Genomic DNA, 21,338 nt, shown 5'->3' with positions numbered 1-21,338 from the left:
CTATCCCGACAGGTTGAAGTTGCCGTTGGAGCCGTACACGGCCAGGGACACCAGCAGCGTCACCGACACCACCACGATCAGCGAGGTGCGCACTGCGTTGCCGACTGCGACACCGACGCCGGAGGGCCCGCCGGTGGCGAAGTAGCCGTAGTAGGTGTGGATCAGCAGGATGGTCAGTGCCATGAGCAGCGCCTGCAGGAACGACCACAGCAGGTCGATCGGGTTCAGGAACGTGTTGAAGTAGTGGTCGTAGAGGCCGCCGGACTGCCCGAACAGCACGACGGTCGTGAACCGGCTGGCGACGAACGACAGGATCACGGCCACCGAGTACAGCGGGGTGATGGCGATCATCCCGGCGACCAATCGGGTCGACACCAGGTACTCGACCGGCGGGATGCCCATCGACTCCAGCGCGTCGATCTCCTCGTTGATCCGCATGGCGCCCAGCTGCGCGGTGACGCCGGCACCGAACGTAGCGGCCAGCCCGATGCCTGCGATCACGGGCGCCGCGATGCGTACGTTGATGAACGCCGAGAGGAAGCCGGTGAGCGCCTCGATGCCGATGTTGCCCAGTGAGCTGTAGCCCTGGACTGCCAGCGTGCCGCCGGTGGCCAGGGTGAGGAATCCGACGATCACCAGCGTGCCGCCAATCATCGCCAACACTCCGGCGCCCATCGAGATCTCGGCGATCAGCCGGATGATCTCCTTGCGGAAGTGGGTCGCGGCGTGCGGTGTGCCGCCGATGGCGCGGCCGAAGAACAGCGTCTGATCACCGATGCGGCCCAAGACGTCGATGGGCCGCGATGCGGTGCGGAACGCGCGCGGATAGGTGCCGCGCAGGACTTGCAGAGTGCCCACCCGTCTATCCCGTCGTCAACTGGATGCCGATGGCCGTGACGACCACGTTGATCACGAACAGCGCCATGAAGGCGAACACGACCGTCTCGTTGACGGCGTTGCCGACGGCCTTGGCGCCGCCGCCGGTGATGGTCAGACCGCGGTAGCACGCCACCAGCCCGGCGATGAGGCCGAACAGGGCTGCCTTGACGCAGGAGATGATGACCTCGGGAACGCCGGTCAGCAGCGTGATGCCCGCGGCGAACGCACCGGGGTTGACGTCCTGGACGAAGACCGAGAAGAAGTAGCCGCCCAGGATGCCGATGATGACCACCAGGCTGTTGAGCAGCAGCGCCACCAGCCCGGACGCGAGTACACGGGGGGTCACCAGCCGCTGCACGGGGTTGATGCCGAGCACTTCGAGTGCGTCGATCTCTTCGCGGATCGTGCGCGATCCGAGGTCCGCGCACATCGCGGTCGCGCCGGCCCCGGCGACGATCAGCACCGTCACCACCGGACCGACCTGGGTCACCGCACCGAAGGCCGCCCCCGCTCCGGACAGGTCGGCCGCGCCGAGTTCGCGCAGCAGGATGTTCAGGGTGAAGCTCACCAGCACGGTGAACGGAATCGCCACCAGGAGCGTGGGGGCCAGCGAGACCCGGGCCACGAACCACGACTGCTCGAGGAACTCGCGCCACTGGAACGGCCGCACGAAGATGAACCTGAACGCGTCCACGCCCATCGAGAACAGGCCGCCGACGGCCTGCATCGGTCCCGCGAAGCCCTTGGGCAGCGAGATCCCGGGCGACCAGCGCTCCGGTCCCTTAATCGCCATTGGCCCCTGGTCCCTCCGAGATAGTCACGGCCGGTGCGGCTGTTGGGCCGTCAGTGTTGTGCGCCAGTGCGATTCGGGCACCACCGATCCGATCGGCGGCGTCGCCTGGCAGCTGTTCAACCAACTCGACGCACTGTGCCACACCAATGCCACCCCGCGGGTGGCGTTTGACGTTTAAAGACCCACCGGGTTTCATGGCAAACACCTTCCGAGACTGGCGGTCTCGTTGGCGAAGGGGGTCGCGGCGGCGTGGAACTGGCCGGCGGCGGGCGGTCGCGGGCGGGTCGACGGGCGGTCCGATCGGGTCTCCGTACACGTCGACGAGACGTCGAGGGTGCAGCAGGCAAGCGGTGCCGTGCCAACGACCCGAACTACGCCCAGGGCCCCGTTCCCGACGGTCACATCGCTCGACTCGCACTGCGTGAGAACGCAACCCAAGAACCCGATGCGCCGGGCCGGCTGCCGCCGACGAGCGAGGAATCGGTCGGCGACGTCTCCTTCAGCCAGTACCGGAACCACGTCCACGGTCGGATTCGTGGCTTCAGGACGCGCGGCGCCGGGCCCCCGACCCGGTGTCGACCTCGGCCCAGCGCCCGCGCCGGCCGCAGCGGGGGAATCGTTCGCCACGGCAACCATCGCGCCCGGCCCGGCGGGCGTCGTCGACCAGGACAGATGTCGCCGATCGTGTAACGCGTGCCGGCCGGCCCCGGTGGGTCGCCGATGCGAGGGCTCGGGGCCCAGCCGCGCGGTCTGCAGCTGCAACGAACGCATCCTCGAATCTCGTCTCGTCGGAACTATGGGCTCTCGAAATGGACCATTGCGGAGGTCATGTGACCACGCCGGCCGTCTTGAGTTCGATGATTCGGTCCCAGTCCAGGTCGAGTTCGAGCAGAATGTCGTCGGTCTGCTCGGCGAATCCCGGGGCCGGCCCGGTGCGCGGGGCCGCGACGTCGAACTGTACGGGGTTGGCCACCAGCTCCAATTCGCCTGCGGTGACGATGTATTCGTTCGATCGGATCTGCGCGTCCTGGGCGGCCTGCAACGTGTCCTGCACGGGCGCCCACGGACCGGCCAGCGTGGCGAAGCGCTCGCTCCACTCGGGCAGCGTGCGAGTGGCGATCACCTCGCGCAGGATCTCCACGGCCTCGCCGGTGTGCTCGGCGATGCTCTCGGCGGTCGCGAACCGTGGATCGTCGATCAGATCCTCGCGGTCCACGTGACGACACACGTCGGCCCAGAACTTCGTCGGCTGCATCATCACCAGGGAGATGAAGCGGTCGTCCTTCGTCCGGTAGACCCCGACCAGCGGATTGATCGGTGACCCGTGCACTCCCGGCGGGGGTTGCACCATCAGTTGATTCAGGTGCGAGGTCAGCGCCACCGTGTGGCCCATCGCCCACAGTCCGCTGCCGAGCAGCGAGACGTCGACCACGGAGGCCTCCCCGGTGCGCTCGCGCTTGAGCAGCGCCGCGGCGATGCCGCCGGCCAGGTTGGTTCCCGAGATCGTGTCGCCGTAGGCGGGCCCCGGCGGGCCGATCATGCCCTCGATGCCCGGCGGGGTGATCGTGGCCGCGGTACCGGCCCGGCACCAGAAGGCGGTCATGTCGTAGCCGCCCTTCTCCGCCTCCAGGCCGCGCGGGCCCAGTGCGCTTCCCCGCGCGTAGACGACGTCCGGGTTCACCGCACGGATGTCGTCGACGTCGATGCCGAACTTGGCGCGGTGGCCGGGCAGGAAGCTGGTCAGGAAGACGTCGGCGCGCTTGGCGAGTTCCAGCAACACCTCGCGTCCCTCGGGCTTCGAGACGTCGAGACCGATGCTGCGCTTGCCCCGGTTGGCGTGTTCGATGTTCGGGTTCGGGTCGCCCTCGACGCGCAGCGGGCCGGTCTGCCGCAGCCCGCGCTGCGGATCGCCGGTGACGGCGTGTTCGACCTTGATGACGTCGGCGCCCCACTCCGCGAGCACGGCGCCCGCGGACGGGACGAAGCCGTACATCGCGACCTCGAGGACGCGGATGCCGTCCAGTGGGCCGCCCACTAGCTCACCACCGTCGCGAACGTCTTCGACTCCAGGAACTCCTCGAGCCCAGCCGACCCCATCTCCCGGCCGATGCCCGACTGCTTGAATCCGCCGAAGGGGCTGTCGGGGCTGAAGTAGTTGCCGCCGTTGATCGAGAACGTGCCGGTACGGATGCGCCGGGCGATGTTCAACGCACGCTCCTCGCTGCCGAACACCGCGCCGGACAATCCGTAGATGGAGTCGTTCGCGATGCGCACGGCGTCGTCGTCGTCCTCGTAGGCGATGACGACCAGAACCGGTCCGAAGACCTCCTCCTGGGCGATCTCGCTGCCCGGGTCGACGTCGGTGAGCAGCGTCGGCGTGTAGAAGTAGCCCGGCCCTTTCTTCTCGCCGCCGGTCACCAGCGTCGCGCCCGCCTCGACCGCGCGCCGGACCATGGCGTCGACCTTGTCGCGCTGCTTCTCACTGATCAGCGGCCCCATGTAGGTCTTCGGATCGGTCGGATCGCCGTAGCGCACGTGAGAGAAGTTCGTCTTGACCATCTCGACGATCTCGTCGTGGTGCTTGCGCGGCACCAGCAGCCGCGACGTCAGCGCGCAGCCCTGACCGGCGTGGGTCACCATGCTGAACGCGGAGAACATCGCGGCGGTGCCGAAGTCGGCGTCGTCGAGCACGATCGCCGCGGACTTGCCGCCGAGTTCGAGGAAGACCTTCTTGAGGGTCTCGCTCGCGGCGGCCATGATGCGCCGGCCGGTGGGGGTCGACCCCGTGAACGTGACCATGTCGACGTCCGCGCTGGTGGTCAAAACCGCGCCGACCTCGGGGTCGGAGGAGCTGAGCACGTTGACGACGCCGGCCGGGATGTCGGTGTGGTTGGCGATGAGTTCACCGAGGGCGAGGGTGACCAGTGGCGTGTCGGGAGCGCCCTTCAGCACGACGGTGCACCCGGCGGCCAGTGCGGGCGCGAGCTTCGCCAGTGCCAGCTGGTTGGGGTAGTTGTAGGCGATGATCGCGGCGACCACTCCGCCGGCTTCCTTCTCCACCCAGCGGTGGTGCTGCATGCCGCGGCTCTCGACGTTGCCGAGGTCTTCGGTCAGCGGGTAGTCCCGCAGGAGATCGGCGTAGTACTTCACGATCGCGATTGGCTGGTCGAGTTGCGCGCCCTGGGTCAGTGCCGGGGTGGCGCCGACCTCGGCGGTGGTCAGCGCGGCGAGTTCGTCGCGGTGCTCGACGAGCGCAGTGTGGAATTGCTCCAGACAATGCACCCTGAACTCGACGTTGGTGGCCCAGTCCCCCGCGTCGAACGCGCGGCGCGCGGCGGCCACGGCACGTTCGGCGTCGGCCACGGTGCCGTCCGGGGCATGCCCGATGACCTCGCCGGTGGCGGGGTTCTGCGAGGCGAACGTCGTGGCCGAACCGACGAGTTCACCGTCGATCAACATGCGCCGGTCTGCCTGCTGCTCGGATGCGCCACTGCCATCCACCTGTCGGCCACCGTCGATGGTCGGCGTCTGGGACATTCCGTCTCCTCGCTGCTTCGTGCACTGTGATGGAAATTTCATTCTCATCAACGGCGAATCTTACATTCGCCTAGCGAGAACACAAGGAAGGCTAGATGGCCTAGTCAGGTCGTTGGCGCGCGTCGAGTGGGTATGGTTCGACGCGCGGGGGACGTGCGCGGACCTTGCGGTCCCACCTAGACCGAGAGTACGGTTCTCATAATCGAAAGGGAGATTCTTGATGCTTCAGGCGAGTGCGCGCACGGGGGCGGCCACGTGAAGAACGCCGTCGTCACCGGCGGTGGATCGGGTATCGGCGAGGCCATAGTCAACCGGCTGCGCGCGGACGGCTACCACGTCGCCGTCCTGGACCTGAACCCCTCTGATGCCGAGTTCTCCTTCGTCGCCGACGTGACCGACCGTGACGCGGTGAACGAGGCGATGGCCGGCGTCCGCGCACGGCTCGGCCCGATCAGCGTTCTCGTCAACGCCGCGGGGCTCGACAGCTTCAAGAAGTTCCACGACGTGTCGTTCGAACGCTGGTTGCGCGTCATCGACGTGAACCTGCACGGCGTCTTCCACTGCATTCAGGCTGTGCTGCCGGACATGATCGAGGCCGGGTGGGGGCGCATCGTCAACATCTCCTCCTCCAGCACGCACTCGGGCGCGCCGTACATGGCGCCCTACGTCGCCGCGAAATCGGCGGTGAACGGACTGACCAAGACGCTGGCCCTGGAGTACGGCCCGAACGGGATCACCGTCAACGCCGTGCCACCGGGCTTCATCGACACGCCCATGCTGCGGGCGGCAGCGGACAAGGGCTTCCTCGGCGATATCGACAAGACGATCGAGGCCACCCCGGTGCGGCGCATCGGCAGGCCCGAGGACATCGCTGCGGCATGCGCCTTCCTCATCTCCGAGGAGGCCGGCTACATCACCGGCCAGATCCTCGGCGTCAACGGCGGACGGAACACCTGAGCCGCCCTGCGGTCAGTACCGATCAACGAGGATCAACGAAGGGACAACCAGTGGGACGCGTTTCAGGCAAGGTCGCATTCGTCACGGGTGCCGCGCGCGGGCAGGGCCGCAGTCACGCGGTCCGCCTCGCGGAAGAGGGCGCCGACATCATTGCCGTCGACCTCTGCGAGAACATCGACACCATCGGCTACCCCATGGCCACGCCGGAGGATCTCGAGGAGACCGCCGCGTTCGTGGAGAAGACCGGGCAGCGCGTCTTCACCGCCAAGGCCGACGTGCGCGAGGCATCGCAGCTGAAGCGGGCCGTCGAGGAGGGCATGGCCCAGTTGGGCGGGCTCGACATCGTCGTCGCGCAGGCAGGCATCGCCGGCATGAAGGGCCAACCGCCCCTGCAGGCGTGGATCGACGTCATCAACACCAACCTGATCGGCACCATCAACGCGATCCAGGTCGCGCTGCCCCACCTCAAGGAGGGCGCGTCGATCATCGCGACCGGTTCCACTGCGGCGCTGATGGACACCAGCAAGAAGGACAACCCCGGCAACGATCCGGGTGGCATGGCCTACGTCCACTCCAAGCGTGCGCTGTCGAACTTCGTGCACGACCTCGCGACCGAGTTGTCCCCGCGCGGCATCCGCGCCAACGTCGTGCATCCCACGAATTGCAACACCGACATGCTGCGCAGCGAGCCGATGTACCGGTCGTTCCGGCCGGACCTCGAGAAGCCCGAACTCAAGGACGCCGAGCCGGTGTTCTACGTCCAGCAGGCGATGAAGGTGCCGTGGGTGGAGCCCGAGGACATCAGCAACGCGGTCCTGTGGCTGGCCTCCGACGAGGCCCGGTTCGTCACCGGCGCCCAGCTCCGCATCGACGCGGGCGGCTACCTCAAGTGGTACGACTACCACAACTGACCCACCATCAGGACGGTTCGCGAAGGAGTTGCGGCAGTGAAGGTTTCGGTAGACGGTACGCGGTGTCAGGGTCATACCCTCTGCGCGATGATCGCGCCCGAGTCGTTCGAACTCGACGACGTCGACGGCCATGCGTCACCGGTGTCCGACGAGGTCCCCGACGAACAGGTCGACCAGGTCACCGAGGCCGCCCATTCATGTCCCGAACAGGCCATCGTCATCGAATGACGGTGCCGCCGAGAGACCTTGCACAACGAGGGAGACGACAGCCGTGAGCGTCGAGGATGTCACGACCGACGACGACCGCAAGAAGAACCGCTACCACTTCGACCGGCATACGCCGGAGTACCGGCACCGGTTCACCGAGATCACCGAGGAGATGCACGCCAAGTGCCCGGTGGCGTGGACCGACGTCTACGACGGGCACTGGGTGGCGGCCGGCAGCAACGAGGTGTTCGAACTCGCCCGCTGCCCCGTCGTGTCCAACGACCACGACCTCCACGGAGAGCGAAAGGGATACCAGGGCATCACGATTCCCAAGGCCCAGCGCGCGACGGTGGTGCGCGGCGGGATCCTGGAGATGGACGAGCCCGAGCACTCCACCTACCGAGGCGCGCTCAATCCGTATCTCTCCCCCGCTGCTATCAAGCGGTGGGTGCCGTTCGTCGACGAGATCACCCGCGCCGCCCTCGACGAGAAGATCGAGTCGGGCCGCATCGACTTCGTCGACGACCTGGCCAACATCGTGCCGGCCGTGCTCACGCTGGCGATGATGGGCATCGAACTGAAGAAGTGGATGATCTACAGCGAGCCCGCACACGCGGGGGTGTCCACGCCCGAGCACTCCCCGGACGCCCCGCGGGTCGCCGAGATGAACCGGCAGATGGGCATCGACCTGCTCACCGCCATGTTCGAGATGAAGGAGAACCCGCGCCCGGGTTTGATCAACGCGCTCCTGCAGTTGCGCATCGACGGTGAGCCCGCGCCGGATCTCGAGATCATGGGCAATCTGGGGCTGATCATCGGCGGTGGCTTCGACACCACCACCGCGCTGACCGCCCATGCGCTGGAGTGGTTGTCGGAGAACCCCGCCGAGCGCGAGCGACTCAGCCGGGAACGCGACACCCTGCTGCATCCGGCCACCGAGGAGTTCCTCCGGTTCTTCACCCCCGCTCCCGGCGACGGCCGCACGTTCGCCGACGACGTCGAGGTCGACGGCCAGCAGTTCAAGGAGGGTGAGCGGCTGTGGCTGTCGTGGGCGATGGCCAACCGCGATCCGTCGGTGTTCGACCGGCCCAACGACGTCGTGCTGGACCGCAAGGGCAACCGCCACTTCAGCTTTGGCATCGGCGTGCACCGCTGCGTCGGCTCGAACGTCGCCAGGACCGTCTTCAAGTCTATGCTCACCGCCGTGCTCGATCGCATGCCGGACTACGTGTGCGACCCCGAGGGCACCGAGCACTACGAGACCATCGGCGTCATCCAGGGCATGAAGCACCTGCCCGCGAACTTCACGCCCGGCAAGCGCCTCGGCCCCGGCCTCGACGAGACCCTCGACCGCCTGCAGCGGATCTGCGACGAGCAGCTCCCCGCCCGTCCCATCACCGAGCACAAGGACCCCGTCGTCATCGACTGGTAGCTCTCTCCGGCGAGCGTGCGTGTCTGCGGGCGACACGCCGGGCAAAAACCCGAGTGTGCGCACGCTCGCGGGGGCGTCTCGGATGGCGGGTCGGGCGAGTCTCGTTGTCGTATGACGGCACTAGCCCAGCCTGGCGTGCTTCAGACCCGCGCGACGCCGCGTGTTGGCGGGCGCGAGCGTGCGTGAACTCGGCTCAGGACGCGGCGTGTCGCCCGCAGACACGCACGCTCGCGGGAGGTCTCTCACCAGCGGAAGGTCTCTCGCGGAAGGTCCCCCGCGGGAGGTGGCTCAGCCGCGGGGCAGGCCCAGCACCTGCTGGGCGATGATGTTGCGCTGGATCTCCGAGGTGCCGCCGGCGATGGTGCCGGAGAAGCTGCGGGCATACCGCTCGAACCAGCTCGCGAAGTAGTGGTCGAGGTTCATGTGGGCGTAGGGCCCGGACGTCGACGGGTGGATCAGACCCTCGGGCCCGGCCCCGGTCAGAGCGTTTGCCGCAGCGCGCATCTCGGCCTCGGCGCCCAGCAGCTTCGGGATCGACACGGCGGCCACGTCGACCTCGCCGCGCGAGGCCTGCGCCAGCCCGACCGAGCCGAGCAGCCGCAGCGCCTGGTAGTCCATGATCGTGCTGGCCAATTCGTCGCGTTCGAGCGCGTTGGCCGGCCGGAAGTCGGCGATCACGTTGGCGATGCGATCGGCGAAGCCCAGCCACATCATGGTCCGCTCGTGGCCCAGCGACCCGTTGATGACCTTCCAGCCGCCGTTGAGCGGGCCGACGAGGTTTGCAGCGGGCACCCGCACGTCGCTGAAGAACACCTCGTTGAAGTCGGTGTTCTCCTCGCCGCACAGGTCGGCGAACGGCCGGCACACCACACCGGGGAGGTCGGTCGGGATGATCAGCGCGCTGATCCCCTTGTGCTTGGGCGCATCTGGGTCGGTGCGCACGAAGGTCAGCAGCCAGTCCGCGTCGTGGGCGCCGGACGTCCACACCTTCTGGCCGTTGACGACGAAGTCGTCGCCGTCGCGCACGGCCTTGGTCCGCAGCGACGCCAGGTCCGAACCCGCGCTCGGCTCGCTCATGCCCAGTGATGCGGTGCGTTCACCACGCAGCACCGGCACCGCCCACTCGTGCTTTTGCTCGTCGCTGCCGAACGTGATCAACGACGCCGCAACGATGTTGACGCCCTGGGGGTTGAAGCTGTGGTAGATCCGCCTCGTGCACAATTCCTCGAGATGCACGTACTGCTGCAGGACCGAGGCGTTGCGTCCGCCGAACTCGGGCGGCTGGGCGGGCAGCAACCAGCCGTTGTCGAACAGCAGCCGTTGCCAGTCCCTGGCCCACTGCGGCATGTGCGATACCGAGCGGGGACGTTCGAGGGTCTCTGCCGCCGACGGCAGGTGTGCGTCGAGGAATGCGGAGAACTCGGCACGGAACTCGTCGACGTCGCGATCAAATGTGAGCTGCATCGAATTCCCTTGCGATCAGTTCGCGATGCTCGGCGGCACCGCCCAGCAGAAGTTCTCCGGCCTTGGCCCGCTTCAGCGCGAACTGCAGGTCGTTCTCCCACGTGAAGCCCATGGCGCCAAACGTCTGCAGGCCGTGCCGGAAGACGAGCGCCTGGCACTCCCCCGCCGACGCCTTGGCCATCGCGGCCGCGAGTCGGCGGCGCGGGTCGTCCGCGGCGATCGTCAACGCCGAGAAGTACGACAGGGCACGCGCCCGTTCTATCGCGACGTGCATGTCGACGGCCTTGTGCTGGATCGCCTGGAACGAACCGATCGGCACGCCGAACTGGTAGCGGCTCTTGGCGTGGTCGAGCGCGAGGTCGAGGATGCGCTGGCACGCGCCGACCATCGTGATGGCCATGCCCATGAGCGCGACGTGCCGCGCCTTCTCGGTGTCGACCTCGACGCGGTCGGCGTCGGCGACGTGGACGCCGCTGAACGACGCCTCGGCCACGTGCATGACGGGATCGAAGATCGCGCTGCGGCGCGTCGTCACCTGCTCGGCGTCGACGAGGAACACCCCTGCGTCGGTCACCACGGCGAAGCGCTCGGCGCGGTCACCGTCGAGCACGAACCTGTCGGTGCCGTTGAGCACCCAGCCGTCGGCGTCGCGGTAGGCGGTCACCCCGGCGTAGACGGCCGATCCCGCCGTGCCGGCGTCGAAGCGGTCGCCCACCAGCGGCGCGAACTGCGAGATTGTCGCCAGGAACGGGGTCGGGTCAGTGGCCCGCCCGAGTTCCTCGAGGACGATCGCGAGTTCGACGGCGTTCTCGGCGTCGGTCAACTCGGTCCAGCCGGCGTCGACGTAGGTCTTCCACAGCGGCGACGGGTCGGCGCCGTCCTCGGCGACGTTGCGTACGAACGACGCCGGGCACTGCTTGCCGACGGCGTCACGGACCGTCTCCTGCCATAGGCGCTGATCAGCATCGAACTCCAGTAGCATCCAGCCGCCTCCCGACGAATCACACGTTTGAAGTGAGAATATCATTCTCGCTCATCGACGTACACGTTCTCCCATCGCGGGTACGTCGTTCCGCAAGCAGAGCGCTGCGCGACTGACCAGCAGACATGCTCACCTGCAAAGACATGCCACTTCGAATGGAGAACATTGTTCTTGATTATGAAGAACTACGATCTACACTAGGGACATGACCGACGTCGGTGGACCCTGCGTACAGCCCATCCGCAGCGTCGGCGCCGGATCGCCGATCGAGCCAACGGAGGTCGAGTCTCGGTGAAGGAACTCATCGACGGTGCCGGGAACGTCGTCACGACGCCGGTCATCGACGCGAGCGTGCACGTCTTCTGCCGGTCGACCAAGGAACTGCGCAAGACGTTCATGCGAGAACCCTTCTCCAGCCGTGGCTTTCCTGACTACGAGATGGACTGGTACGGCGCTCCTGGCGGCGAGTACCTCGAGTCGTCGAAGGGGCCCGACGGCCAGTACCCGGGGTCGGACCCCGAATTGGTCGCGGAGGAGCTGTTCGGGAAGCGCGGCGTGGACGTGGCGGTCCTGCATCCGATGACCCGCGGCATCATGCCCGACCGTCACCTCGGCAGCGCCATCGCGGCAGCGCACAACGAGATGCTGGTGACCCGGTGGCTCGACGGTGAGTTTGGCAACCGGTTCCGCGGCACCATCCGGGTGAACCCCGACGACGTCGCGGGCGCACTGCGCGAGATCGACAAGTACCGCGACCACCCCGGCGTGGTGCAGATCGGCATCCCGCTGCAGTCTCGGGAGTTGTACGGCAAGCCGCAGTTCTGGCCACTCTGGGACGCAGCCGTGGACGCGAATCTGCCGGTGGCCGTGCACATCGAGGTCGGCGCGGGCATCGCGTTCCCGCCCACCCCGTCGGGCAAGACGCGGACCTACGAGCAGTACCTGTCCTTCATGGGGCTGAACTATTTGTACCACCTGATGAACATGATCGCCGAGGGCGTGTTCGAACGCCGCCCCGAACTCAAGTTCGTCTGGGCCGACGGCGCCGCGGACCTGCTCACACCGTTCATGTGGCGGATGGATTGCTTCGGCAGGCCACACCTCGAGCAGACGCCGTGGGCGCCGAAGATGCCCAGCGACTACCTGCCCGGCCACGTGTTCTTCGTCCAAGGCGGTCTCGACGGTCCCGGGGACACCGACTTCGCCGGCGAGTGGTTCTCGTTCACCGGCAAGCAGGACATGGTGATGTTCGGCTCGAGCTACCCGCACTGGGACGCCAACGAGTTGACCGTTCCCAGTTCCTACACCGCCGAACAACGCGACAAGCTCTGCTGGCGCAACGCCGCCGAGCTGTACGGCATCGAGCTGCCGGCATCGACGAGCCGCGACGAGAGTCACGCGAATCCCGTCATCCCATCCGCCGCTGCGGCACAGTAGAGGTAGTCAAGGAGGCCACATGACCACCACAGCCAACCCACGGGTTCCGGCCGCGGAACGCATCGCCGTCCGCTGCGTCGACTCCGACGTGCACCCCATGCCGCGCCGCGGCGAACTCGTCGAGTACATCCCGGAGCCGTGGCGCTCCAAGTACTTCCTCAACCACGCCGTCGGCGACCAGATCTACTACGACGCACCGGATTACGCGCATTCGTACGCAATGCGGGTCGACGCCTTCCCGCCCGACGGCGAGTTCGCGTGCAGCGATCCCGACATGGCGCTGCGCCAGCTGATCATGGAGGCGGGCTCCGACATCGCGATCCTCGAGCCGACCCACGGCGAGTCGCGGCTGGCCGAGGCCACGTCGGCCTATTGCGTGGCGACCAACCAATGGCTGGCCGACAACTGGCTGGACTCGCACAACAACTGGCACCAGCGCTGGCGCGGATCGATCTGCGTCGCGATCGAGGATCCGGCCGGCGCCGTGTCCGAGATCGAGAAGTGGGCCGAGCACGAGTACATGTCGCAGATCCTGATCAAGGCCGAGCCCCGGCCGTCGTGGGGCGACCCCATCTACGACGAGGTGTGGGCGACGGCGACGAAGTACGACATGCCGGTGAGCTGTCACCTGTCACGCGGCGTGTACGAGACGCTGCCGATCCCGCCGGTAGGGCTACCCAGCTACAACCACGACTTCATGGTCACCTACTCGCTGCTCGCGGCGAATCAGGTGATGAGCTTGATCTTCGACGGCACCTTCGACCGCCACCCCGAACTGCGGATCGTGTTCATCGAACACGCCTTCACGTGGATCCTGCCGCTGATGTGGCGAATGGACGCGATCTACGCCAAGCGCAAGTCCTGGCTGGACATCAAGCGCAAGCCGAGCGAATACGTCAAGGACCACATCAAGTTCAGCACGCAGCCCCTGGACTACCCGGAGGACAAGACCGAGTTGTCGAGGGCGTTCGAGTGGATGGAGTGCGAGAAGATCCTGCTCTACAGCAGCGACTACCCGCACTGGACGTTCGACGACCCGCGCTGGCTGGTCAAGCACCTGCCCGAACACGCGCGCGAGGCCATCATGTTCCGCAATGGCATCGAGACCTACAAGCTGCCGGAAACCGTGCCGGTGCTCGAGGGTCAGGTTCGGGTCTTCTAGGCATGACCGAACCGAAGTCACCCCGGCTCGCCCAGGGCCGGGAGCACGTCGTCGCCACCGTGGACGAGATCCCGCCTGGCAAGCACAAGTTGGTGCCCATCGGTCGTCACGGCGTCGGCGTCTACAACGTCAACGGCACGTTCTACGCCATCGCGAACTACTGCCCGCACGAAGGCGGACCGCTGTGCGCCGGGCGCGCCCGCGGACGCAACGTCGTCGACGAGAGCGTTCCCGGCGACGCCGTGATGGTCCGCGACATGGAGTTCATCTTCTGCCCTTGGCACCAGTGGGGTTTCGAACTCGCGACCGGGACCACGGCCGTCAAACCGGAGTGGAGCATCCGCACCTATCCCGTCCGGGTCGTCGGCGACGACGTCCTGGTACAGGCCTGACGTCCCGCTCGACACCGGACACATTGGAGAGACGTTGCCCAACAGAACGATCGAGATCAACGGCGGCAACGTCGTCTACGAAATCCTGGGCAAGGAGGGCGATTTCATCGCGCTCACACCCGGCGGACGGTTCAGCAAGGACATTCCCGGCCTCAAGCCGTTGGCCAAGAAGCTGGTCGAGGGGGGCTACCGGGTACTGCTGTGGGACCGGCCGAACTGCGGGAAGTCCGACGTCCAGTTCTACGGCCAGAGCGAATCGCACATGCGCGCCGAGACCCTGTCGCAGTTGATCACCAAGCTCGACATCGGACCGTGCATTCTGGCCGGCGGCTCCGGCGGTGCGCGGGACTCGATGCTGACCACCATGCTCTACCCGGAGCTGGTGACGAAGCTGGTGGTGTGGAACATCGTCGGCGGCGTCTACGGATCGTTCGTCCTCGGTTCCTACTACATCGTGCCCAGCATCCTCGCCGTGCGCGGCGCCGGGATGAAGGCCGTCGCCCAGGTCGGCGAATGGCAGGAACGCATCGGCGAGAACCCCGACAACGAGCAGCGCATCCTGGATCAGGACCCGGACCAGTTCCTGAAGCTGATGCTGCGCTGGCTCAACGCCTTCGTACCCAAGCCGGGCCAGACGATCCCCGGCGTCGAGGACGAGCTGTTCGACGAGATCAAGGTTCCGACGCTCATCATCCGCGGCGGCGAGAACGACCTGGACCACCCGAAGCGGACGTCGCTGGAGGTGAGCTGCCTCATCAAGGACAGCACGGTCATCGACCCGCCGTGGCCCGAGGACGCCTGGGAGCGCGCCGGTGAGGCGCGCGCCAAGGGGAAGGTCAAGCGGTTCAACATGTTCGACACCTGGGTCCAGGCAGCGCCTGCGATCCTCGAGTTCCTGAAGAAGTCGTGACAGCCGGACGGCGTGGTCGAGGAGTTCACACCGTGATGATGTGCACCTCACAGTTGAGCGAGGCCTCCAGCGCGGTGTGCACTCTGCTCTCCGGGATGCGCTCGAGGTCGGACTTGCGCAGCGTTACGCGCACGACGTCCCACTCCGGGCCGTCTTCGCGTTCGATCTCGCCGGTGAGCCCGAACCCGGCCAGCACGCCGAGCGCGTCGTGGTCGGTGCCGCGACTGACGTACGTCAACACCCCGGCGGTGGGCTGTGCGCCGAGCGCGCCGAACACGCTGGCGCACAACTCGACTGCCACCCGCTCGAGGTGGTCGGCGTCGTCGCCGGCCAGTAGCACCTCGACCTGCCTGCGCCCCGGGGGCATGGCCGCGAGGTCCACGTCGACCACCGTGGCGCCGACATCGGGTGACAGCGCGGACAGCGCCGTCATGCCCTCGCCCAGCTGGGCGGGTGTCAGCACACCCGATGGGTCGACGTCGACGCGCACCACCGCAGTCCTCATGCCCGCCAGCCTATCCGCGGACGGGAAGGGGCAGAGATGACCGACGTGCGCACCGAGCCGACCGGAACCATCACCCCTGCCGGCACGCCGACCGTGGTGTGGCCGGGGTTGCAGCCGCGACTGCTCCGCACGGCCGACGGCGTCGAGGACTACGCCGACTACGTCGGTGCCGGCGGTTACTCGGACCTCGACGACCCCGACTCGCTGCTCGACGAGGTGCGGGTCAGCGGACTGCTGGGTCGCGGTGGCGCTGCGTTTCCGCTCGCAGTCAAGCTGCGCACGGTGCGCGACGCAGGTCGCAGCGGCACGCGGACCGTCGTGCTCGCCAACGGCGAGGAGGGCGAACCGGCGTCGGTGAAGGACAAGTGGCTGCTGCGCAACCGACCGCACCTCGTCCTCGACGGCGTCCGCCTGGCAGCGCGCATCGTCGGGGCCGACCGCGCGTACGTGTACGTGTCCGATCCGCATTCGGCACACGCGGTGCGGGACGCGCTGCAGAGTGCGCCCTTGGCGGGCGTCACGGTCGACGTCGTCTCGGTGCGCGCGGGGTACGTCGCCGGTGAGGAGAGCGCGGCGGTGCGGGCGGTCAACGGCGGCCCGGCCAAGCCCACCGACAAACCCCCACGCCCCTTCCAGGAGGGCGTGCACGGCCTGCCCACGCTGGTGAGCAACGTCGAGACCCTGGCGAATCTGCCGTTCGTCCACCGCCACGGCGGCCGGACCTACCGCGAGGTGGGCACCGAGGCGTCGCCGGGCTCGTTCCTCGCCACCGTGACCGGAGCGGGGCGCCCACCGGCACTCTACGAACTGCCGCACGGCGTTCCGGTTCCCGAACTGCTCGACCTGCACGGTGTGTCGACCGACGAGGTGCGCGGAGTACTGATGGGTGGGTACTTCGCCGGGCTGATCAACCGCGCGGTGCTGGACGCCACCCTCGACCACGAGACGCTGCGTGCGCGCGGCACGGCACTGGGTTGTGGTGCCCTCGCCATCCTCACCGAGGACTGTCCCGTCGCGGTGGCAGCGGCGGTGATGGCCTACTTCGACCAGGAGAACGCGGGCCAGTGCGGCTCGTGCTTCAACGGCACCGCGGCGATGTCGGCGGTCACCACCGCGCTGCGTGACGGCGTCGCCACCGGTGAGGACCTCGCCCGCCTGGAACGCTGGTCGGTGGTCTTGCGTGGTCGGGGCGCCTGCGCGACGCTCGACGCCGCGACCAACGTCGCCGCGAGCCTGCTGAAGCAGTTCCCGGACCTCGTCGCCGATCACGTTGCCGGCGCGTGCGATCCGTGTCGCACCAGTGCATATGGCGCTACGCGCCCCTACGAGGTGGAGATGGTGTCGTGAGCGAGCCCACGAGGATCAAGCTGGACCGCACGGTGTGCGATGGCTTCGGCATCTGTGCACGGCACGCACCCAAGTACTTCTCGCTCGACGACTGGGACTACGCCTCGCTGATCGGCGACGGAACGGTGGCCGAGGAAGACCACGACGACGTGATGCGCGCACTGTTCGACTGCCCGGTGCACGCCATCGTCGAACTACGCTCCACGGCAACGGGATCCGAGGCGGACGCGCCGCGAAGCGCGAGCCTCTGACGTGGACGTCCCCGGCCGGCCGCTGCCCCAACTGACCGCGGAGAACGAGTTCTTCTGGACCTCCGGCGCCGACGGCCGCCTGCGCATCCAGGAGTGCCGGGACTGCCAGGCCCTCAACCATCCGCCTGCACCGATCTGCCGACGGTGCCGCAGCCATGACGTGGGCGTGCGCGAGGTGTCGGGCAAGGCGTCGCTCTCGGCGTTCACGGTCAACCACCGCTTCGGCTTCCCCGATCTGCCACCGCCGTACGTCGTGGCGCAGGTCGCCATCGCCGAGGACCCGCGGGTCCGGTTGACGACGAACATCGTCGACGCCGACCCCGACGATCTGCGCATCGGGCAGACGGTCGAGGTGGTGTTCCAAGAGGTGGCCGACGTCTACCTGCCGGTGTTCCGGCCGTGCGACGACGGCGGTGGGGCCCCGCCCGCGGTCGACGACATCGCGCCAAGGGACTTCTCCACGCACGTGCGACCACCGTTGTCGGAGAACAAGTTCGAAGATCACTCCGCGATCACCGGCATCGGCGCGTCGCGACTCGGCCGCCGGCTGATGGTGCCCCCGCTGGAACTGACGATCGAGGCGTGCGAGGCCGCCGTCGCCGACGCCGGGCTGACGTTCGCCGACATCGACGGCCTGTCGACCTACCCGGGCCTCGACGTCGCAGGCATGGGCGAGGGCGGGGTCACCGCACTGGAGGGCGCGCTCGGACTCCGGCCGACGTGGATCAACGGCGGCATGGACACGTTCGGTCCCGGCGGATCGGTGATCGCGGCGATGATGGCCGTCGCCACGGGCATGGCCCGGCACGTGCTGTGCTTCCGCACTCTGTGGGAGGCGACGTTCGGCGAGCTGATGAAGCAGGGCAAGATGTCCCCGCCCGGCGGGTCCCGCACCACCAGCTGGCAGATGCCGTTCGGGGCGACGTCGGCCGCACACACGTTGGCGCTCAACGCACAAAGACACTTCGACCGCTACGGCACCACGCGCGAGACACTGGGCTGGATCGCGCTGAACCAGCGGGCCAACGCAGGCCTCAACCCCACCGCGATCTACCGCGATCCGATGACGATGGACGACTACCTGTCGGCGCGGCTGATCACCACGCCGTTCGGGCTCTACGACTGCGACGTGCCGTGTGACGGCGCGGTCGCGGTCATCGTGTCGGCCGTCGACGTCGCACGCGACATGCCCAAGCCGCCGGTGTACTTCGAGGCCGTCGGCACCCAGATCATCGAACGCACCGACTGGGACCAGACCACGCTCACCCATGAGCCGCAGGTGCTGGGCCAGGCCGCACACCTGTGGACGCGGACGTCGTTGCGGCCCGACGACGTCGACGTCGCCGAACTCTACGACGGGTTCTCGTTCAACTGCCTGTCGTGGCTGGAGGCGCTCGGCTTCTGCGGCATCGGCGAGGCGAAGGACTTCCTCGAGGGCGGTCACAACATCGCTCGCGACGGCGTGATTCCGCTGAACACCCACGGCGGCCAGCTGTCTCACGGCCGCACCCACGGCATGGGCCTCATCCACGAAGCGGTGACGCAACTCCGCGGGGAGGCAGGCGAACGCCAGGTGGCCGACGCGCGCGTCGCGGTCGCCAGCAGTGGCGGACTGACCCCGAGCGGCGTGCTGCTCATGCGGACCGACGCGTGAGCGCGCCGACGCCCCGCGTCGTCATGGTCGACGGCGTGCCGATGTCCGGCCTGGTGGCCCGGGCCGCCGACCCGCGCGCGGTGATCGTCGCCGTGCACGGCGGTGCGACGTCGTCGACGTACTTCGAATGCCCGGGCCATCCCGAGCTGTCACTGCTTCGCACTGCCGCAGCGGCGGGTTTCACCACCATTGCCCTGGACCGGCCGGGCTACGGCGCGTCGGCGCTGTACGCCGACGAGATGGCCGATCCCGACCGTCGTACCGCGCTGGTCTACGGCGCCGTCGACAAGATCCTCGCCGACGACTCCCCCGGTGCCGGGCTGTTCCTGTTCGCCCACTCGGCGGGATGCGAACTGGCATTGCGCATGGTCGTGGACCCGCGCGGTGCCGACGTCGTCGGTGTCGAGCTGGCCGGCTCGGGGCTGCGTTATCACCCCGATGCCCTCGCGATCATCGAGGAGGCCACCGTCACGTCGCGTCCCGCCGGGCTGCGGGATCTGCTGTGGCAGCCGACCGAGCTGTACCCGCCGGAGGTGCTCACCGGTGCCCTGTCGGCACCGGGTGTGGGATACGAGTCGGAGGTGACGGCGAACTGGGCGCGCCGCGACTTCCCCGAACTGGCCTCGCGCGTGACGGTTCCCGTCGAGTTCAGCGTGGCCGAGTACGAAGCGGTGTGGGAATCGGACAGCGAAGCGGTCGATGCGGTGGCGGCACTGTTCAGGTCGTCGCCCGCGGTGCGCGTCAATCGGATGCCCGGCAGCGGACACAATCTCAGCGTCGGCCACACGGCCGGCGAATATCACGCTCGGGTGCTGTCGTTCGTCGACGAGTGTCTGGCAGACGTGGCGACGAACGAGTTGGAGGCGGGTTGATGCGGGTCGGATTCATCGGGCTGGGTAGCCAGGGGGCGCCGATGGCGCGCCGAATCGTCGAGGGCGGTTACGAACTCACGCTGTGGGCACGTCGGCCCGCGTCGGTCGAGCCGTACGCCGACACCTCGGCGAAGGTCGCCGCGACACCGGCCGAACTCGGTGCGGCAAGCGACCTGGTGTGCCTGTGCGTGGTCGGCGACGATGACGTCCGGCAGGTGCTCGACGGCGAATCGGGCGTCCTGGCAGGCATGCAACCCGGGGGCGTCATCGCCATCCACAGCACCGTCCATCCCGACACCTGCCGTGAGATCGCGAAGACCGCTGCAGAACATGGCGTCTCGGTCGTCGACGCGCCCGTGAGCGGTGGCTCGCCGGCGGCGTCGGAGGGCACCCTGCTGGTGATGGTCGGCGGTGACGACGCCGACGTGGAGCGGGTCCGGCCGGTGTTCGCGACGTTCGCCGACCCGATCGTCCACCTCGGTCCACTGGGCAGCGGGCAGGTCACCAAGATCCTGAACAACCTGTTGTTCAGCGCCAACCTCGGCAGTGCGGTCAGCACGCTGGAGCTGGGTGAGTCGCTCGGCGTCCCGCGGGACAAACTGTGCGAGGTGCTGGCGCGCGGCTCGGCGACGAGCAAGGCCGTCAACAGCATCTCGATGTTCGGCGGCACGCTCGAGGGCCTCGCTCCGATCGCGGGGGCGTTGCTGCAGAAGGACGTTCGGCACGCGGCGGCGCTGGCGGACGACGCATCCGCGCCGCAGGGTTCGGTGTTCACGGCGGCGGACACGGCGCTCGAGTCGATGCACCACCCCCGGTGAGCACGGTCGGCTTCCTCGGCGCCGGACGGATGGGCGCCCCCATGGTGCGCCGACTCGTCGAAGCCGGGCACGACGTCGACGCCGTCGGCCGCACCGACGACAAGCGCGCCGCGGTCGCCGAACTCGGTGCCAATCCCGTCGCCGGCTTGACTGCCGGTGCCCACGACGTGGTCGTGGTGTGCGTGTTCACCGACGACCAGGTGCGCGAACTGTGCCTCGCCGGCGACGTCGTCGCCGGCATGCGTCCCGGGTCGACGCTGGTGGTCCACACGACGGGCAGCCCGACGACAGTTCGGGACGTCGCCGCGAGGTTCGATCACGTCGACGTGGTCGACGCCCCGGTCAGTGGCGGCCCGCACGACATCGCCGCGGGCCGCGTCACCCTGTTCGTGGGGGCCACCGACGATGCGCTGGAGCGGGTGCGCCCGGTGCTCGGCGCGTACGGCGACCCGATCCTGCACGCCGGGCCGACGGGCAGCGGGCAACTCGTCAAGCTGATCAACAACACCTTGTTCGTCGCCCAGATCGGCCTCGTCGCCGAGGCCACCCGACTCGGCACCCGCCTCGGCATCGAGGAGGGGCCACTGCTGCAGGCGCTGACCCACGGCAGTTCTGCCAGCCGGGTGCTCGGCATGATCGCCTCTGCGGGGTCGGCTGAGGCATTCATCTCGGCCGTGGGCGAATTCATCGGCAAGGACGTCGACGTCGTGCGGCGCACCGTGGCCGATCTCGGCGCCGACCTCGGCGTACTCGACACGGTGTTGGACGCAGGCGTGCGGCGCTGAAGCCGAGCCACCCGGTTGGGCGATTCGGCTGATTTTCGAGACT

Annotated in this window: 21 protein-coding genes; 14 read left to right on the top strand and 7 right to left on the bottom strand. The window is 68.0% G+C overall.

Annotated features, from left to right (window positions below; all coding sequences use genetic code 11):
- The 4 genes from G6N61_RS28635 to G6N61_RS28620 form a co-directional block, all read right to left on the bottom strand.
- A complete protein-coding gene (locus G6N61_RS28635) occupies positions 1-858 on the bottom strand; it encodes an MlaE family ABC transporter permease (RefSeq protein ID WP_163924232.1) in 858 nt (285 codons plus the stop codon).
- A 4-nt stretch (positions 859-862) separates the two neighbouring features.
- Entirely contained in the window at positions 863-1,672 is an 810-nt protein-coding gene (locus tag G6N61_RS28630; protein ID WP_163924231.1) for an MlaE family ABC transporter permease, read from the bottom strand.
- An 826-nt stretch (positions 1,673-2,498) separates the two neighbouring features.
- A complete protein-coding gene (locus G6N61_RS28625; protein ID WP_163924230.1) occupies positions 2,499-3,707 on the bottom strand; it encodes a CaiB/BaiF CoA transferase family protein in 1,209 nt (402 codons plus the stop codon).
- Positions 3,707-5,209, bottom strand: a complete 1,503-nt coding sequence (locus tag G6N61_RS28620) for an aldehyde dehydrogenase family protein (protein WP_163924229.1) — start codon at positions 5,207-5,209, stop codon at positions 3,707-3,709. The genes G6N61_RS28625 and G6N61_RS28620 overlap by 1 nt, the downstream gene beginning before the upstream one ends.
- A gap of 255 nt (positions 5,210-5,464) precedes the next feature.
- Here G6N61_RS28620 and G6N61_RS28615 point away from each other — a divergent pair, with 255 nt between their 5' ends.
- Genes G6N61_RS28615 through G6N61_RS28600 form a run of 4 tightly spaced genes read left to right on the top strand, consistent with a single transcriptional unit; the run spans position 5,465 to position 8,716 of the window.
- Positions 5,465-6,166 (top strand): SDR family NAD(P)-dependent oxidoreductase, encoded by a 702-nt coding sequence (locus G6N61_RS28615; protein WP_163924228.1) that lies wholly within the window; start codon positions 5,465-5,467, stop codon positions 6,164-6,166.
- 50 nt (positions 6,167-6,216) lie between these two features.
- The gene (locus G6N61_RS28610; protein ID WP_163924227.1) at positions 6,217-7,077 is read left to right on the top strand and encodes a mycofactocin-coupled SDR family oxidoreductase; all 861 of its coding nucleotides are present in this window, start codon (positions 6,217-6,219) and stop codon (positions 7,075-7,077) included.
- 36 nt (positions 7,078-7,113) lie between these two features.
- Positions 7,114-7,305, top strand: coding sequence for a ferredoxin (locus G6N61_RS28605; protein WP_163924226.1), 192 nt, complete (start codon positions 7,114-7,116; stop codon positions 7,303-7,305).
- Between the two features lie 43 nt (positions 7,306-7,348).
- A complete protein-coding gene (locus tag G6N61_RS28600) occupies positions 7,349-8,716 on the top strand; it encodes a cytochrome P450 (RefSeq protein WP_163924225.1) in 1,368 nt (455 codons plus the stop codon).
- Between the two features lie 288 nt (positions 8,717-9,004).
- Here G6N61_RS28600 and G6N61_RS28595 read toward each other — a convergent pair whose 3' ends face one another.
- Together G6N61_RS28595 and G6N61_RS28590 are read right to left on the bottom strand one after the other, a co-directional pair.
- The gene (locus G6N61_RS28595; protein ID WP_163924224.1) at positions 9,005-10,180 is read right to left on the bottom strand and encodes an acyl-CoA dehydrogenase family protein; all 1,176 of its coding nucleotides are present in this window, start codon (positions 10,178-10,180) and stop codon (positions 9,005-9,007) included.
- Positions 10,164-11,162 (bottom strand): acyl-CoA dehydrogenase family protein, encoded by a 999-nt coding sequence (locus tag G6N61_RS28590; RefSeq protein ID WP_163924223.1) that lies wholly within the window; start codon positions 11,160-11,162, stop codon positions 10,164-10,166. The genes G6N61_RS28595 and G6N61_RS28590 overlap by 17 nt, the downstream gene beginning before the upstream one ends.
- Positions 11,163-11,453: 291 nt before the next feature.
- Here G6N61_RS28590 and G6N61_RS28585 point away from each other — a divergent pair, with 291 nt between their 5' ends.
- Genes G6N61_RS28585 through G6N61_RS28570 form a run of 4 tightly spaced genes read left to right on the top strand, consistent with a single transcriptional unit; the run spans position 11,454 to position 15,063 of the window.
- On the top strand, positions 11,454-12,599 hold the full coding sequence (locus G6N61_RS28585; protein WP_179973540.1) for an amidohydrolase family protein: 1,146 nt from the start codon (positions 11,454-11,456) through the stop codon (positions 12,597-12,599).
- Positions 12,600-12,618: 19 nt separating this feature from the next.
- Positions 12,619-13,761 carry an amidohydrolase family protein gene (locus G6N61_RS28580; protein ID WP_163924222.1) on the top strand — a complete coding sequence of 381 codons (1,143 nt, stop codon included), beginning with the start codon at positions 12,619-12,621 and terminating at the stop codon, positions 13,759-13,761.
- Positions 13,762-13,763: 2 nt separating this feature from the next.
- Positions 13,764-14,153 carry a Rieske (2Fe-2S) protein gene (locus G6N61_RS28575; protein ID WP_163924221.1) on the top strand — a complete coding sequence of 130 codons (390 nt, stop codon included), beginning with the start codon at positions 13,764-13,766 and terminating at the stop codon, positions 14,151-14,153.
- 34 nt (positions 14,154-14,187) lie between these two features.
- Positions 14,188-15,063: an alpha/beta fold hydrolase gene (locus tag G6N61_RS28570; RefSeq protein WP_163924220.1), complete on the top strand. Its 876-nt coding sequence runs from the start codon at positions 14,188-14,190 to the stop codon at positions 15,061-15,063.
- A gap of 25 nt (positions 15,064-15,088) precedes the next feature.
- Here the strand turns inward: G6N61_RS28570 and G6N61_RS28565 are convergent, their stop codons facing one another.
- Positions 15,089-15,568, bottom strand: a complete 480-nt coding sequence (locus G6N61_RS28565; RefSeq protein WP_163924219.1) for a hypothetical protein — start codon at positions 15,566-15,568, stop codon at positions 15,089-15,091.
- A 36-nt stretch (positions 15,569-15,604) separates the two neighbouring features.
- Between G6N61_RS28565 and G6N61_RS28560 the strand changes: the two genes are divergently transcribed.
- The 6 genes from G6N61_RS28560 to G6N61_RS28535 are packed head-to-tail and all read left to right on the top strand — an operon-like array spanning position 15,605 to position 21,295.
- Complete coding sequence (locus G6N61_RS28560) at positions 15,605-16,915, top strand: NADH-ubiquinone oxidoreductase-F iron-sulfur binding region domain-containing protein (RefSeq protein WP_163924218.1); 1,311 nt, start codon at positions 15,605-15,607, stop codon at positions 16,913-16,915.
- Entirely contained in the window at positions 16,912-17,166 is a 255-nt protein-coding gene (locus G6N61_RS28555) for a ferredoxin (RefSeq protein WP_163924217.1), read from the top strand. The genes G6N61_RS28560 and G6N61_RS28555 overlap by 4 nt, the downstream gene beginning before the upstream one ends.
- 1 nt (position 17,167) lies before the next feature.
- Positions 17,168-18,820 carry a thiolase C-terminal domain-containing protein gene (locus tag G6N61_RS28550; protein WP_163924216.1) on the top strand — a complete coding sequence of 551 codons (1,653 nt, stop codon included), beginning with the start codon at positions 17,168-17,170 and terminating at the stop codon, positions 18,818-18,820.
- Positions 18,817-19,692 (top strand): alpha/beta hydrolase, encoded by an 876-nt coding sequence (locus tag G6N61_RS28545; RefSeq protein WP_407666333.1) that lies wholly within the window; start codon positions 18,817-18,819, stop codon positions 19,690-19,692. Before G6N61_RS28550 ends, G6N61_RS28545 begins: the two co-directional genes overlap by 4 nt.
- Positions 19,692-20,510 (top strand): NAD(P)-dependent oxidoreductase, encoded by an 819-nt coding sequence (locus G6N61_RS28540; protein WP_163924215.1) that lies wholly within the window; start codon positions 19,692-19,694, stop codon positions 20,508-20,510. The genes G6N61_RS28545 and G6N61_RS28540 overlap by 1 nt, the downstream gene beginning before the upstream one ends.
- Positions 20,507-21,295 carry an NAD(P)-dependent oxidoreductase gene (locus G6N61_RS28535; protein ID WP_163924214.1) on the top strand — a complete coding sequence of 263 codons (789 nt, stop codon included), beginning with the start codon at positions 20,507-20,509 and terminating at the stop codon, positions 21,293-21,295. Before G6N61_RS28540 ends, G6N61_RS28535 begins: the two co-directional genes overlap by 4 nt.
- Positions 21,296-21,338: the final 43 nt, after the last annotated feature.

Source organism: Mycolicibacterium arabiense (assembly GCF_010731815.2).
Taxonomy (GTDB): Bacteria; Actinomycetota; Actinomycetes; order Mycobacteriales; family Mycobacteriaceae; genus Mycobacterium; species Mycobacterium arabiense.
Note: the sequence above shows the minus strand (reverse complement) of the source record. Positions and strands in the feature narration are given on the sequence as shown.

What these genes read in the sequence shown, in the direction of transcription:
- G6N61_RS28575 (WP_163924221.1), top strand. Translation starts at nt 13,764, where the DNA reads ATGACCGAACCGAAGTCACCCCGGCTCGCCCAGGGCCGGGAGCACGTC.
- G6N61_RS28595 (WP_163924224.1), bottom strand. Translation starts at nt 10,180, where the DNA reads ATGCAGCTCACATTTGATCGCGACGTCGACGAGTTCCGTGCCGAGTTC.
- G6N61_RS28620 (WP_163924229.1), bottom strand. Translation starts at nt 5,209, where the DNA reads ATGTCCCAGACGCCGACCATCGACGGTGGCCGACAGGTGGATGGCAGT.
- G6N61_RS28540 (WP_163924215.1), top strand. Translation starts at nt 19,692, where the DNA reads ATGCGGGTCGGATTCATCGGGCTGGGTAGCCAGGGGGCGCCGATGGCG.
- G6N61_RS28630 (WP_163924231.1), bottom strand. Translation starts at nt 1,672, where the DNA reads ATGGCGATTAAGGGACCGGAGCGCTGGTCGCCCGGGATCTCGCTGCCC.
- G6N61_RS28580 (WP_163924222.1), top strand. Translation starts at nt 12,619, where the DNA reads ATGACCACCACAGCCAACCCACGGGTTCCGGCCGCGGAACGCATCGCC.
- G6N61_RS28590 (WP_163924223.1), bottom strand. Translation starts at nt 11,162, where the DNA reads ATGCTACTGGAGTTCGATGCTGATCAGCGCCTATGGCAGGAGACGGTC.
- G6N61_RS28560 (WP_163924218.1), top strand. Translation starts at nt 15,605, where the DNA reads ATGACCGACGTGCGCACCGAGCCGACCGGAACCATCACCCCTGCCGGC.
- G6N61_RS28565 (WP_163924219.1), bottom strand. Translation starts at nt 15,568, where the DNA reads ATGAGGACTGCGGTGGTGCGCGTCGACGTCGACCCATCGGGTGTGCTG.